Annotated in this window: 5 protein-coding genes; 3 read left to right on the forward strand and 2 right to left on the reverse strand. The window is 68.4% G+C overall.

All coding sequences use genetic code 11. The features are described from left to right. The first annotated feature begins 206 nt into the window (after positions 1-206). Complete coding sequence (gene rpoB, locus LTL01_RS06865) at positions 207-3,704, forward strand: DNA-directed RNA polymerase subunit beta (protein WP_053546396.1); 3,498 nt, start codon at positions 207-209, stop codon at positions 3,702-3,704. 46 nt (positions 3,705-3,750) lie between these two features. After that, the gene (gene rpoC / locus LTL01_RS06870; RefSeq protein ID WP_236967947.1) at positions 3,751-7,626 is read left to right on the forward strand and encodes a DNA-directed RNA polymerase subunit beta'; all 3,876 of its coding nucleotides are present in this window, start codon (positions 3,751-3,753) and stop codon (positions 7,624-7,626) included. Between the two features lie 407 nt (positions 7,627-8,033). On the opposite strand, the gene LTL01_RS06875 is transcribed toward rpoC, so the two are convergent. Continuing rightward, positions 8,034-13,031: an ExeM/NucH family extracellular endonuclease gene (locus LTL01_RS06875; RefSeq protein ID WP_236967948.1), complete on the reverse strand. Its 4,998-nt coding sequence runs from the start codon at positions 13,029-13,031 to the stop codon at positions 8,034-8,036. Positions 13,032-13,310: 279 nt separating this feature from the next. On the opposite strand from LTL01_RS06875, the gene LTL01_RS06880 reads away from it, so the two are divergent. After that, positions 13,311-13,943: a hypothetical protein gene (locus LTL01_RS06880; RefSeq protein WP_236967949.1), complete on the forward strand. Its 633-nt coding sequence runs from the start codon at positions 13,311-13,313 to the stop codon at positions 13,941-13,943. Positions 13,944-13,964: 21 nt separating this feature from the next. On the opposite strand, the gene LTL01_RS06885 is transcribed toward LTL01_RS06880, so the two are convergent. Next, positions 13,965-14,552 carry a hypothetical protein gene (locus tag LTL01_RS06885; RefSeq protein WP_236967950.1) on the reverse strand — a complete coding sequence of 196 codons (588 nt, stop codon included), beginning with the start codon at positions 14,550-14,552 and terminating at the stop codon, positions 13,965-13,967. Positions 14,553-14,613: the final 61 nt, after the last annotated feature.

Below are 14,613 nucleotides of genomic sequence, written 5' to 3' on the forward strand. Positions count from 1 at the left end.
CAAGGATCCTGCTGGACATGGCGCGTCGCGCGACGTATAGTGGGCCTTTGCGCTCTTGGATTCCCCCTGCCCTCATATGGTGGTCGGCGGTGCTTGCGTGCCCGTGCCTTGCGACACGGCGTGACGCGCGGGTTTTCGGGGAATGATCGAGCACTCCACCTGACGACAAGGAAACGAGCCCACTCGGGCCCACGGAGGTAATCCCCTTGGTTGCTGCGCCCAACGCATCCACCCCTGCCACCACCCTCAAGAACGGACGCGGAGCTTCCCGCCTCTCGTTCGCCAAGATCTCCGACACGTTGACGGTCCCCGACCTCCTCGCGCTGCAGACCGAGTCCTTCGACTGGCTCGTCGGCAACGAGTCCTGGAAGGCTCGCGTCGAAGCGGCGAAGGCCGCCGGCCGCACCGATGTCCCCGAGATCAGCGGACTGGAGGAGATCTTCGAGGAGATCTCCCCGATCGAGGACCTGAGCGAGACCATGCAGCTCTCGTTCACGAACCCCTACCTCGAGCCCGAGAAGTACTCCATCGAGGAGTGCAAGGAGCGCGGCAAGACGTACGCCGCCCCGCTCTACGTCGAGGCCGAGTTCATGAACCACCAGACCGGTGAGATCAAGACGCAGACGGTCTTCATGGGCGACTTCCCGCTCCAGACCGACAAGGGAACCTTCATCATCAACGGCACCGAGCGTGTCGTGGTCTCCCAGCTCGTCCGCTCGCCCGGTGTCTACTTCGACAAGACGCCCGACAAGACCTCCGACAAGGACATCGTCTCGGCGCGCATCATCCCCAGCCGCGGTGCGTGGCTCGAGTTCGAGATCGACAAGCGCGACCAGGTCGGCGTGCGCATCGACCGCAAGCGCAAGCAGTCCGTCACCGTGTTCCTCAAGGCCCTGGGCCTCACGAGCGAGGACATCCTCGCCGAGTTCGCCGGCTTCGACTCCATCGAGGAGACGCTGTCCAAGGACACCATCCTGAGCAAGGAAGACGCGCTCCGCGACATCTACCGCAAGCTCCGTCCGGGCGAGCAGGTCGCCGCCGAGGCCGCCCGCGCGCTGCTGGACAACTTCTACTTCAACGCCAAGCGCTACGACCTCGCGAAGGTCGGTCGCTACAAGATCAACCAGAAGCTCGGCCTCACCGGCCCGCTGTCCGACTCGGTGCTGACCGTCGAGGACATCGTCGCGACGATCAAGTACCTCGTGCGCCTGCACCGCGGTGACACGACGTTCGACGGCACCCGCGCCGGCAAGCCCGCCGAGATCCGCCTGGACGTCGACGACATCGACAACTTCGGCAACCGCCGCATCCGCGCCGTCGGCGAGCTCATCCAGAACCAGGTCCGCACCGGTCTGTCCCGCATGGAGCGCGTCGTCCGCGAGCGCATGACCACGCAGGACATCGAGGCGATCACCCCGCAGACCCTGATCAACGTCCGCCCCGTCGTGGCGGCGATCAAGGAGTTCTTCGGCACCTCGCAGCTGTCGCAGTTCATGGATCAGAACAACCCGCTCGCGGGCCTGACCCACAAGCGCCGCCTCTCGGCGCTCGGCCCCGGCGGTCTGTCGCGTGAGCGCGCGGGCGTCGAGGTCCGTGACGTCCACCCCTCGCACTACGGCCGCATGTGCCCGATCGAGACCCCCGAAGGCCCGAACATCGGTCTGATCGGCTCGCTCGCGTCCTTCGCGCGCATCAACGCGTTCGGGTTCATCGAGACGCCGTACCGCAAGGTCGTCGACGGTCGGGTCACCGACCAGATCGACTACCTGACCGCCAGCGAAGAGGCCGACTTCATCGTCGCCCAGGCCAACGCGCCTCTGAAGGCCGACGGCCACTTCCAGGAGACCCGCGTCCTCGCCCGCAAGATCGGCGGCGAGGTGGACCTCATCCCCGCCGAGGAGATCGGCTACATGGACGTCTCGCCGCGCCAGATGGTGTCGGTGGCGACCTCGCTCATCCCGTTCCTCGAGCACGACGACGCCAACCGCGCCCTCATGGGTGCGAACATGCAGCGTCAGGCCGTCCCGCTGCTGCGCAGCGAGTCGCCCGTCGTCGGAACCGGTATGGAGGGCTACGCGGCCATCGACGCCGGTGACGTGGTCACCGCCGACAAGGCCGGTGTCGTCCTGGAGGTCTCGGCCGACGTCGTCACCGTCCAGCTCGACGAGGGCGGCACGCAGGAGTACTTCCTCCGCAAGTTCGACCGCTCGAACCAGGGCACGTCCTACAACCAGCGCGTCGTCGTCTCCGCCGGCGACCGCGTCGAGGCCGGCGAGGTCATCGCCGACGGCCCCGCCACCGAGAACGGCGAGCTCGCGCTCGGCAAGAACCTCCTCGTGGCGTTCATGACGTGGGAGGGTCACAACTTCGAAGACGCGATCATCCTCAGCCAGGACCTGGTGAAGGACGACACGCTCTCCTCGATCCACATCGAGGAGTACGAGGTCGACGCCCGCGACACCAAGCTCGGCAAGGAGGAGATCACCCGTGACCTCCCCAACGTCAGCCCCGACCTGCTGAAGGACCTCGACGAGCGCGGCATCATCCGCATCGGCGCCGAGGTCCGTCCCGGCGACATCCTCGTCGGAAAGGTCACCCCGAAGGGTGAGACCGAGCTCTCGGCCGAGGAGCGCCTGCTCCGCGCGATCTTCAACGAGAAGAGCCGCGAGGTCCGCGACACGTCGCTGAAGGTGCCCCACGGTGAGCAGGGTACGATCATCGCGGTCAAGGAGTTCAACGCCGAGGACGGCGACGACGAGCTCGGCTCGGGCGTCAACCGCCGCGTCGTGGTCTACATCGCCCAGAAGCGCAAGATCACCGAGGGCGACAAGCTCGCCGGCCGCCACGGCAACAAGGGTGTCATCGCCAAGATCCTGCCCGTCGAGGACATGCCGTTCCTCGCGGACGGCACCCCCGTCCAGGTCATCCTGAACCCGCTCGGCATCCCGGGTCGAATGAACTTCGGCCAGGTCCTCGAGCTCCACCTCGGCTGGATCGCCCAGCAGGGCTGGAAGGTCGAGGGCACCCCCGAGTGGGCTGCCAGCCTCCCCGAGGCCGCCCGCGAGGCGGCGCCGGGCACCAAGGTCGCCACCCCGGTGTTCGACGGTGCGTACGAGGACGAGATCGCGGGTCTGCTCGACTCGACGCTCCCCACGCGCGACGGCGAGCGCCTCATCGACCGCTCGGGCAAGACGCTGCTGTTCGACGGCCGCTCCGGCGAGCCGTTCCCGGCGCCCATCTCGGTCGGCTACATGTACATCCTGAAGCTCCACCACCTCGTCGACGACAAGATCCACGCGCGCTCCACGGGTCCGTACTCGATGATCACCCAGCAGCCGCTCGGTGGTAAGGCGCAGTTCGGTGGACAGCGCTTCGGTGAGATGGAGGTGTGGGCGCTCGAGGCATACGGTGCCGCATACGCCCTCCAGGAGCTTCTGACGATCAAGTCCGACGACATCCTCGGCCGCGTGAAGGTCTATGAGGCGATCGTCAAGGGCGAGAACATCCAGGAGCCCGGCATCCCCGAGTCGTTCAAGGTCCTCATGAAGGAGATGCAGTCGCTCTGCCTGAACGTCGAGGTCCTCTCGGCCGACGGCACCGCGGTCAACCTCCGTGACACGGATGACGACGCGTTCCGCGCTGCGGAAGAGCTCGGCATCAATATCTCCAGCCGCTTCGAGTCCTCGTCGATCGACGAGATCTAAGCCGCCGGGTCCGAAACAGAATTCTTCACAGGAGAACTGAGAACTAGTGCTCGAATCAACTACTTTCGATCAGCTTCGCATCGGCCTGGCCACCGCTGACGACATCCGTCGTTGGTCCTTCGGCGAGGTCAAGAAGCCCGAGACCATCAACTACCGCACGCTGAAGCCGGAGAAGGACGGCCTCTTCGGCGAGCAGATCTTCGGACCCTCCCGCGACTGGGAGTGCGCTTGCGGAAAGTACAAGCGCGTCCGCTTCAAGGGCATCGTCTGCGAGCGCTGCGGCGTGGAGGTCACCAAGAGCTCCGTCCGCCGCGAGCGCATGGGCCACATCGAGCTCGCCGCGCCCGTCACCCACATCTGGTACTTCAAGGGCGTGCCCTCGCGCCTCGGGTACCTGCTGGACATGGCGCCGAAGGACCTCGAGAAGGTCATCTACTTCGCCGCGTACATGGTCATCTCCGTCGACGAGGATGCGCGTCACCGCGACCTCGCCACGCAGGAGAACAACATCCGTCTCGAGCTGAAGACGCTCGCCGACCGCCGCGACGCCCGCGTCGCCGCGCGCCTGCAGAAGCTGGAGGACGAGCTCGCCGCCCTGGAGGCGGAGGGTGCCAAGGCCGACCAGAAGAAGAAGGTCAAGGACGCCGCTGAGAAGGAGATGACGTCGATCCGCAAGAACGCGGACGACCAGATCGCCCGTCTCGAGCGCGTGTGGGAGGAGTTCCGCACGCTCGAGGTCGGCTCGCTCAAGGGCGAGGACGAGATCTTCCACGAGCTGCAGGACCGCTTCGGTCAGTACTTCGAGGCCCACATGGGTGCGGAGTCGATCAAGCGTCGCCTGGAGACCTTCGACCTGCAGGCCGAGGCCGACAGCCTCCACCTGCAGATCTCCGAGGGCAAGGGTCAGCGCAAGATCCGCGCGATCAAGCGCCTGAAGGTCGTCAACTCGTTCCTGCAGACCGGCATGAGCCCGGCATCCATGGTCCTGGACGTCGTCCCGGTGATCCCGCCGGAGCTGCGCCCGATGGTGCAGCTGGACGGTGGCCGCTTCGCGACCAGCGACCTGAACGACCTCTACCGTCGCGTGATCAACCGCAACAACCGTCTTCGTCGTCTGATCGACCTCGGCGCCCCCGAGATCATCGTCAACAACGAGAAGCGGATGCTGCAGGAGGCCGTCGACGCGCTGTTCGACAACGGCCGCCGCGGTCGCCCCGTCACCGGTACCGGCAACCGCGCCCTCAAGTCCCTGAGCGACATGCTCAAGGGAAAGCAGGGTCGCTTCCGCCAGAACCTGCTCGGAAAGCGCGTGGACTACTCGGGCCGTTCGGTCATCGTCGTCGGTCCCCAGCTGAAGCTGCACCAGTGCGGTCTGCCCAAGCAGATGGCGCTCGAGCTCTTCAAGCCGTTCGTCATCAAGCGCCTGATCGACCTCGGTCACTCGCAGAACATCAAGGCTGCCAAGCGCGCCGTCGAGCGCACGCGCCCCGAGGTCTGGGACGTGCTCGAGGAGATCATCCGCGAGCGTCCGGTTCTGCTGAACCGTGCGCCCACGCTCCACCGCCTCGGCATCCAGGCGTTCGAGCCGCAGCTCGTCGAGGGCAAGGCCATCCAGCTCCACCCGCTCGTCTGCGCGGCGTTCAACGCCGACTTCGACGGTGACCAGATGGCCGTCCACCTGCCGCTGTCCGTCGAGGCCCAGGCCGAGGCCCGCATCCTGATGCTCGCCTCGAACAACATCCTGAAGCCGTCCGACGGCCGGCCGGTCACCCTGCCCTCGCAGGACATGATCATCGGCCTGCACCACCTGACCACGGTCAAGGAGGGTGCGACCGGTGAGGGCCGCGTGTTCGGTTCGGTCTCCGAGGCGATCCTGGCCAAGGACGAGGGCACCCTCGACCTGCAGGCCAAGGTCCGCATCCGCGTTCCGGGTCTCACCTTCCTCGAGGGCGACGCCCCCGAGGGCTACGAGCGCCACGGTCTCCTGGACGCCTCGCTCGGCCAGGCGATCTTCAACGACGCGCTGCCCAAGGGCTACCCGTTCGTCCGTGAGCAGGCCGACAAGGGCAAGCTCAGCCAGATCGTCAACAAGCTGGCCGAGGAGTACCCCAAGGTCGAGGTCGCGGCGACGCTGGACCGCATCAAGGACGCCGGCTTCTACTGGGCCACCCGTTCGGGTGTCACGGTGGCGCTGAGCGACATCCTGACCCCGCCGAACAAGGCGGAGATCGTCGCGGGCTACGAGAAGCAGGCCGCGAAGGTCCAGGGCCAGTTCGAGAAGGGTCTCACCACCGACGCCGAGCGTCGTCAGGAGCTCATCAAGATCTGGACCGCCGCCACCGACGAGGTCCAGAAGGCGATGCGCGCCAACTTCCCCGAGGACAACACCATCAACCGCATGGTGTCCTCCGGTGCGCGTGGTAACTGGCTGCAGATCCGGAACATCGCCGGTATGCGAGGCCTGGTGAACAACCCCAAGGGTGAGATCATCCCTCGCCCGATCATCTCCTCGTACCGCGAGGGTCTGTCGGTCGCGGAGTACTTCATCGCCACCCACGGTGCCCGCAAGGGTCTGGCCGACACCGCCCTCCGTACCGCCGACTCGGGCTACCTGACCCGTCGTCTGGTGGACGTCTCGCAGGATGTCATCATCCGCGAAGAGGACTGCGGCACGACCAAGGGTCTCGAGCTGCCGATCGCGGCGCCCGGTGCCGACGGCGAGCTCATCAAGGACGCCAACGTCGAGAACTCGGTGTTCGCGCGGACCCTGTCGGCGGATGTCGTCAACCCCGCGGGCGAGGTCGTCGCCGAAGCCGGTGACGACGTCGGCGACGTGCTGATCAACCGTCTGGTGGAGTCGGGTGTCGAGAGCATCAAGGTGCGCTCGGTCCTCACCTGCGACTCGGCCGTCGGCGTCTGCGCGAAGTGCTACGGCCGTTCGCTGGCCACCGGCAAGATCGTCGACATCGGCGAGGCCGTCGGCATCATCGCCGCCCAGTCGATCGGTGAGCCCGGTACCCAGCTGACGATGCGTACCTTCCACACCGGTGGTTCGGCATCCGCGGATGACATCACGCAGGGTCTTCCCCGTGTGCAGGAGCTGTTCGAGGCGCGTACCCCCAAGGGCGCATCGCCGATCGCCGAGGCCGACGGCCGCATCACGATCGACGAGACCGACAAGAGCAAGAAGGTCATCCTCACGCCCGACAACGGCGACGAGCCGCACGTGTACCCCGTGCTCAAGCGCGTGACGCTGCTGGTCGAGGACGGCCAGCACGTCACGGTCGGCCAGCCCCTGCAGGTCGGCACGCTCGACCCCAAGGAGGTCATGCGTGTCATGGGTGCCCGCGAGGTGCAGAAGTACCTCGTCGGCGGCGTGCAGGGCGTCTACCGCTCGCAGGGTGTGCCGATCCACGACAAGCACATCGAGGTCATCGTGCGCCAGATGCTGCGGAAGGTCACCGTGGTCGACCACGGTGACACGACGCTGCTTCCGGGTGAGCTGGTGGACTTCAAGCGCTACCAGCAGATCAACCGCGAGGCCGTCGGCGAGGGCAAGCGCCCCGCGTCGGGTCGTCCGGAGCTGATGGGTATCACCAAGGCGTCGCTCGCGACGGAGTCGTGGCTGTCGGCCGCCTCCTTCCAGGAGACGACCCGCGTGCTCACCCAGGCGGCGATGGAGGGCAAGAGCGACCCTCTGGTCGGCCTCAAGGAGAACGTCATCATCGGAAAGCTCATCCCCGCCGGAACCGGACTTGCGAAGTACCGCAACGTCACGGTCGAGGCGACGGAGGAGGCCAAGAGCGAGCGGTACCCCAACCGCATCTTCGCCTCGGACGGCGCGTACAGCGACGCCGACCTGAGCTACGTCGACTTCGACAGCTTCTCCACGGACGACTTCACCCCGGGCACCTACAACTGACCTGAGGCACGTCCCGAAGGGCCCCGGCTTTCGCCGGGGCCCTTCGTCGTTCCCGCCCGGAGTTCGGCCCGCCCCGCGAGCCGAACTCCTCCGATCCGGCGCGGTGGGTGCCTGTGGGGCCGGTTCCAAGCCTTTCGGGGCCGGATTTGAGGAGTTAGGCCCGGCCAGGGCTGACGAGGTCCCAGGGTCTGGCGCCGGGCAGGCGGGCGACCCGGTTCCGCGAGACGCGTCCGCCCCGGCGTACCGAACTCCTCTGATTCGGGGGTGCGGGGGCCTGTGGGGCCGGTTCCGGGCCCTGTGGGGCCGGATTGGAGGAGTTCGGTTCAGCCGGCGGCGGGGAGGGTGAGCGCGGCGGGAACGACGAAGCGCCGGCGGATCGAGATCCGCCGGCGCTTCGTCGTGGGGTGTTAGGCCCGCTGGCGTCGGATGCTGCCGATGCGGAGGGCGGCTCCCGCCCCGATCATCAGCATCACGGCCAGCCACAGGCCGGTCAGGTCACCGGGCTCGCCACCTGTGACGGCGAGGCCACCGGTCTGTCCGCCGGTCGCGGGCTGTCCACCCGCGGCGGGGATGTCGAGGTCGTACCAGACCAGGACGCCGCCCTCGACATCCAGGATCACCAGGCGGTGCTCACCCGACACGTCGTTCGGGAGCGTCACCGAGATGGTGCCGTCCGCCTGCACGAGGTGCCAGCCGCCGAGCTGCTGCGGCGTGGAGTACAGCCACGCAGTGACCCACTGGCCGGCGTACTGCTCGCCCACCAGCACCGTGACGGTGCCTCCGGGGACGACGTCACCGCTGATGCCGGCGTTCGAACCTTGGAGCGCCGGGGTCAGCTCCTCGACACCGGGTGCAGCCGGGGTGGTCGCCGGAGGCTCGGTGCCCTCGCCGGGCTCCTCCGGGTCGACCGGCTCGAGGATGTCGCGGACCGCGAGCGACAGACGCACCTCGGTGCCGCTGTCGGGCGCCGTGAGAACCACGGTGGTCGCCGCGGGGGCGTCCAGCGGGATGGTCATCGTCACCGTCGCCGCGCCGTTCGTCACCGCGACCGGAGCGAAGGTCGCCGCGCTTCCCTCCACGCTCGGGACGAGCGTGGTGTTGGCGGGGCTTCCGAGCGACGTCAGGTCGAGACCCGAGACCTGGAACGAGACGTCGGTGAGACGCTCGGCGGATGCCGGGACGCCGGTCACCTGCACACCCCGCGAGGCGTGGTCCGGGCTCAGCGGCGAGTTGGCGCGGATGTACTCGATCCACGCGTCACGGTCGACCAGACCCGAGTCGCGGGTGTCTGCTCCCTCGCGGAAGGTGGTGAAGTTGTCGCCACCCTGCAGGAGGAAGTTGAACGAGCCGATCCGGTACTCCCCGGCCGGGTCGATCGGCTCACCGTCGATCCAGACACCGGTGATGCGCTCACCGCGCGCCGCGCCGGCGTCGAACGTATACGACACGTTCGACGACAGGCCGAGCTGCAGGTAGGAGCGGCTCGAGCCGTCCGGCTGCCACTGCTGCTCGAGCACCTGGATGAACTGCTCCCCGGTGAGGGTCGTCGTCCACAGGTTGTTCACGAAGGGCAGGACCGCGTTGGCCTCGGCGTAGGTGACCACGCCGTCCGGCGCGTAGAACAGCTCCGCGCGCAGACCGCCGGGGTTGACGACGCCGATCTCGGCGCCGCCCCGCTCGGGAGCGGAGAGGCTCGACACCAGCGACTCGGCGACGAGGTTTCCGAGAGTGGACTCGCTGGCGCGGTCATCACGGGTTCCTCCGACGTAGACGCCGTCGACGTAGCTGCCGCCGGAGAAGGCGCTGGTGATGTCGGCGGTCACCGATCCGATCGGCTCGTTCCCGATGACAGCGGCCTCCGCGAGGGCGTCCGCGACGATCGCGGAGACCTCCGCGACGCGGGGGTACTGCTCCGCGAGCTGCGCGTCGGTCGGGGCGTCCGCTCCGCCGATGCGCGCGACGTTGCGGCCCTCGTACGAGATCACCGCACCGTCGACTGCGTCGAGCTCCAGCTCGATCTGTCCGATGAACTCGCCGTAGTTGCCGGTCTGCACGATCGGGCGGGTGGTGTCGGTGCCAGGCACCGGACCGTCCCACACGTACTGCTTGTGGGTGTGGCCGGTGAAGATCACGTCCACCGCGGGAGAGGTCTCGGTCACGATCTTCGCGAAGACGCCGCCGGCGGCGACCTCTTCCGCAAGCGTCGAGCCCTCGACCACGCCGTCGCCTGCGCCCTCGTGGAACTCGGCGATGATGACGTCCGCGACGCCTTCGAGCTCGGCCGCGACGCGGTTCACCGCGTCGACGGGGTCGCCGAACTCGATCGTCTCGATCCCGCCGGGCGAGACGAGCGCATCGGTCTCCTCGGTCACGGTGCCGATGACGGCCACGGTCAGACCGTCGACCTCGAACAGCGCGTACTCGTCGAGCACGGGCTCCTGCGTGCCCTTGGCGTAGACGTTCGCGCCGAGGTACGGGAAGTCCGCGACGTCCGCGACGCGACCGGTGAGGTCGTCCAGGCCCCGGTCGAACTCGTGGTTGCCGACCGCCGATGCGGCCATCTCCAGCGCGTTGAGAACGTCCAGGGTCGGAACGTCCTCGGCCACCGCCGACGCGAACAGGGAGGCGCCGATGTTGTCGCCGGCGGAGAGGAACAGGGTGTTCTCGTCGCCGTACTGCGCGCGTAGCTGCTCGACCGTTCCGGCGAACTTCACCGTGTTGGCGTCGATCCGACCGTGGAAGTCGTTGATGTTCAGCAGGTTGAGGTCGACCGTTCCCGGCTCCTCGTCTTCGGGGAAGGCGAGGCCGACGACGACCGGGTCGTGGTCGGAGGAGCGGTAGGGCGAGGCGTCGTAGAGGTTCGTGACGTTGTAGTTGAACCGGCTGTACTCCAGCGCGATCGACTCGGCGGCGTTGATGTTCCAGATGTCGACGCCGGTGACGAGCTCATCCGCGGCCGGGGAGGCCAGGATGTGGTCGAGCGAGCCGCTCTGGCCGGAGAACGAGTAGGTGTACTTGTCGGTCTTCTCGGCCCCCTGGTTGACGTAGCCGGCCTCGTAGAAGACCTGCATCGGGTCTTCCTGCGTGTAGGAGTTGAAGTCTCCGATGAGGAAGACGTAGTCGGTGTCGACGTCGACCTTCAGCTCCTCGGCGAAGTCCACCAGCGCTTCGGCCTGGGCCACGCGCGAGGCGTTGGATGCGCCCTGCCCGTCGCCCTGGTCGGCGTCGGCGCCCGAGCCCGATCCCTTCGACTTGAAGTGGTTGACGATCGCGACGAAGACGTCGTCCTCGCCGCCGTCCACCGGGGCGAACGCCTGAGCGAGCGGGTAGCGGGCGTTCGAGAACGCCGCGTCGCCGTCGATGACCGCGTCGCCGACGAGCTCGACGGCATCCTTCTTGTAGATGAACGCGGTGCGGATGACGTCTTCGCCGGACGGAACGGATGCCGGAGACGGCGCGAACGCCCACACATCGTCGCCGAGCGCGGCGTTGAGGGCGTCCACCAGGGTGGACACCGCGACGTCGCGGTCGGTGCCGGAGATGAGGGAGTTCTCGATCTCCTCGAGCGAGACCACATCGGCGTCGAGGCCGTTGATCGCCGCGACGATCTTGGCCTGCTGGCGCTCGAGGTTGGCGTCGTCGGCGGCACCGCGCGGGGCGGGGCCGTTGCTGCAGGTGTTCACCGTGACGGGGTTGCCCGCGCGGTCGTTGTAGAACCTGCAGCTCGCACCGGCGGCGATCGCGTCGGCGCCGGTGGTGGTGAAGTAGTTCAGCACGTTGAACCCGGCGATGCGGATGTCGCCACCCACCTCGGCCGGAGCCGCGGTGCGGGTGTTCTCGAACGTCACCGGCTGCACGTCGGCGGCGTTCTCCGCCGTCAGGTGCCGCGTGGGCTGGAAGTTCCACAGGTCGTTGCGGAAGTCCAGCACCACCGGAGCGGTGAAGGTGACGGCCGCGCCCACGCGCACCGGATCGGTGGTGGAGAGGTAGGTCAGCGGAACCGACTTGTTGGCGTTGCTGTTGAAGTTGATCGAGGCGCCGTCGTCGAGGGTGACCTTGCGGGCGGCGTTGTCGGCGACTGCGGCGTCGTACTCCGGCGAGCCGGGTGCGGCGACCTCGGTCGGGGTCAGCAGCGGCTGCGTGCCCGCGGCGAGACCGATCGAACCGTAGAAGTTGGTCGAGTACACGTCGCTGACGGTGTACGCGCCCTGCGGGGCGAGCAGCATCGACTCGAGCGTCTCGCGCTCGGCATCCGTGCCGGGCCAGACGACCTCGGCCGGGGTGACCGGCTCGGCGGGTTCGTCGAGCACCGTGACGGCGTCGGCGGAGGTGGGGGAGATCTCGGTCAGACCGTTGAACTCCACGACCGGACCGGTGACCTCGACGTGGTCGCCGATCGCGACCTTCGCGGCCGCGGCTGAGGAGAAGACGTAGATGCCCTCGGAGGCGGTGTGCGTCGCCAGGTCGAGCGGTCCGCCGGTGCCGGGGGTCTGAATGGCGAAGCCGTTGTAGCCGCCGGTGGTGTAGGCGGCGGTCACGACACCGCGCGTGGTGACAGTCGATCCGACGAGCGGGCTGGCGGCGCCGGTGCCCTGGATCTCGCGAATGGGGGTCAGCGCGGGGGTTCCAGGTTCCGTCGGCTCACCGGTGGGCGTCGGCTCTCCGGTGGGCGTCGGCTCTCCGGTGGGCTCGGGGTCGCCGGTCGGATCCGGGGTCGGCTCCGGGTCGGGCGTGACGGATGCCGAGGCCTGCGGAGTGATCGTGGCCGGGTGGCTGAAGTCCGCGGCGTTGTCACCGGTGTCGACGAAGCCGGTCCGGGCGAGGGAGTTGGGGACGGAGTTGCCACCGGTGACGGGGGCGGCGGCGCCCTCGAAGGTGTTCGCGGTGCCGGTTCCGAGGAGGTCGACGACATTCACGACACCGGCGATGTCGCCGGTGGGAAGGCCGAGGCGCTCGGTGGTCGAGGCGAGCCAGACGACGCCGTTCTCGCCGCCCGGGTTCATCGACCCGGTGATGTCCGGCGTCGGGAGGGCGGCGCCGACGGCGTTCGCGCCGCCGTTGCCGGGCAGACCGATCAGGTAGTAGTCGCGCGCTGCGATCTCGCCGGAGAGGGCGACGGTGTTCGAGGTCGAGGGCTGTGCGCCGGCGTTGCGCGTCGCAGGGCTGTACTGGACCGACCAGCCGTCGAGGCTCTGCGCCACGTCGCTGTCGTTGTAGAGCTCGATGAACTTGCTCGAGTAGGCGGCGTTGGCGCTGCCTCCCTTGAAGTACACCTCGTTGATGAGGACGCGGGAGCCCTCGGCAGCTGCGGCCGGCAGCGGCGCCAGTGTGCCGGCGGCGGCGAGAGCTGCGGCGACGACGGTCGCGAGGAGCGATCGCCTCCCGGAGCGGGGTGGGACGGACATGAATCTCCTCGGTGTCAGAACGCAGGTTTCGGTGACGGCTGAATCAGCGCGATTGTGCGACCGTAGGCTCGCAAAACGCACGAATTCTGACGCTCATGTGTCCAACAGGTGAAACCGCCGGCGCACGGGCGCATGAGACGCGATCCTAGACACATCGGCACGCGGTGCCGGACCGCCTGTGGATAACTTTCCGCGGCGCGCAGGCTTCCGCGCGCGTGCCGCGCGAGCGGTGCGGGACCCCGCGCGTACCGTGGGAGAGGACGTTCGGGAGGGCGGAAGATGACGCGGGTCGCGGGACGCAACCGCTGGATCGCGGTGCCGGTCGGCATTCTTTGCGCGGCGGTGGTGGGCGCTCTGGTGTGGCTGGCGGCGCCGATGATCCCGGTCTCCGTCGCCTGGGTGGGAGACACCCTCCGCGACGCGAGCGCCCGGCAGGCGGCTGCTCTCGACCGCGAAGACGGCGAGGTGCGCCGCGCCCTCGCCGAGGGCGGCGTCGACTGCCGCGCGGCCTACCCTGACAGTCTCTGGAGCGAGCTCACGTGGCGCGGCGGGTCGCTGCTCGACCAGAGCACCGACGCCCCGCCGACGGGCGCCGACGCCCTCATCGACGCGCTCGGTCCGGACGTGGTCGTCACATGCGCCTGGAGATCGGATGCCGGGGCCATCACGACCGCGTTCACCCGCGTGGGGGAGGATGCCGCCGGTCTCGTCGACGCGGCGCTGCGCGGTCAGGGCTTCACGTGCGTCCGCGCCGATGACGCGCTCCGCTGCGACCGCGGGAACGCGGCGGGCGAGGCGGGGGCGAGCGAGCACCACATCGTCCGGGACGGCATGTGGATCGTCACCTCGGCCGACGGTGCATACCCCGAGGAGTTCGACGCCCGGCTGGAGAAGCACATCTGGGGATGGTGACCCGTCCAGGCCTCCGGCCGGTCAGCCCCAGATTCCGGCGATGATCGCCGAGGTGTATCCGGACGGCGCCAGGTTCGAGAACGTCGTGTCGATGAGGATGCCGTCGCGCCAGAAGAGCGTCCGGCCGTCGGTGACGGGATACGTCTCGTTCTCCCACGTCTTCTCGCAGCGGGTCCCGCCCTCGGGCGTGTAGCAGGTGAAGTCCTGCTCGTCGGCGAGGTCGTTGAGGAGATCGAGCGCCGGCCCCCGTGCGAGGCCGCTGATCGTCGTCTGCAGGAACGTCGTGTCGGCGCCCGGGTCTCGCCAGAGGCACACGAGTGATCCGTCGGGACGCGGCCCGGTCGACACACCGGCCTCGGGGTCGTTGAGCGGGATGTCGTCGAGCTGCGAGAGCACGGTCTCGGTGAGCATCGACCGGCAGTCGTCGGGGATCTGCGCGAGCGGAGTCGGGGTGGCGTCGGGGGTGAGGGTCACGATGGGCGTCGGCGTGCCCGACGGCGTCGGGCCGAGCGTCGCGGAATCGTCGGGCTCGGGGGCGCAGGCCGCCAATGACAGGACGACCAGGACGGATGCCGCGGACGCGACGATGCGCGCGGGGAGGGAGTCCATCACCACACCTTAACAAGGTCGTCGTCCCGCGCGGCGCGCCCGACATCCCGCGACGCGGCAC

The sequence above is a fragment of the Microbacterium aurantiacum genome, assembly GCF_021654035.1.
In the GTDB taxonomy this organism is placed as follows: Bacteria; Actinomycetota; Actinomycetes; order Actinomycetales; family Microbacteriaceae; genus Microbacterium; species Microbacterium aurantiacum.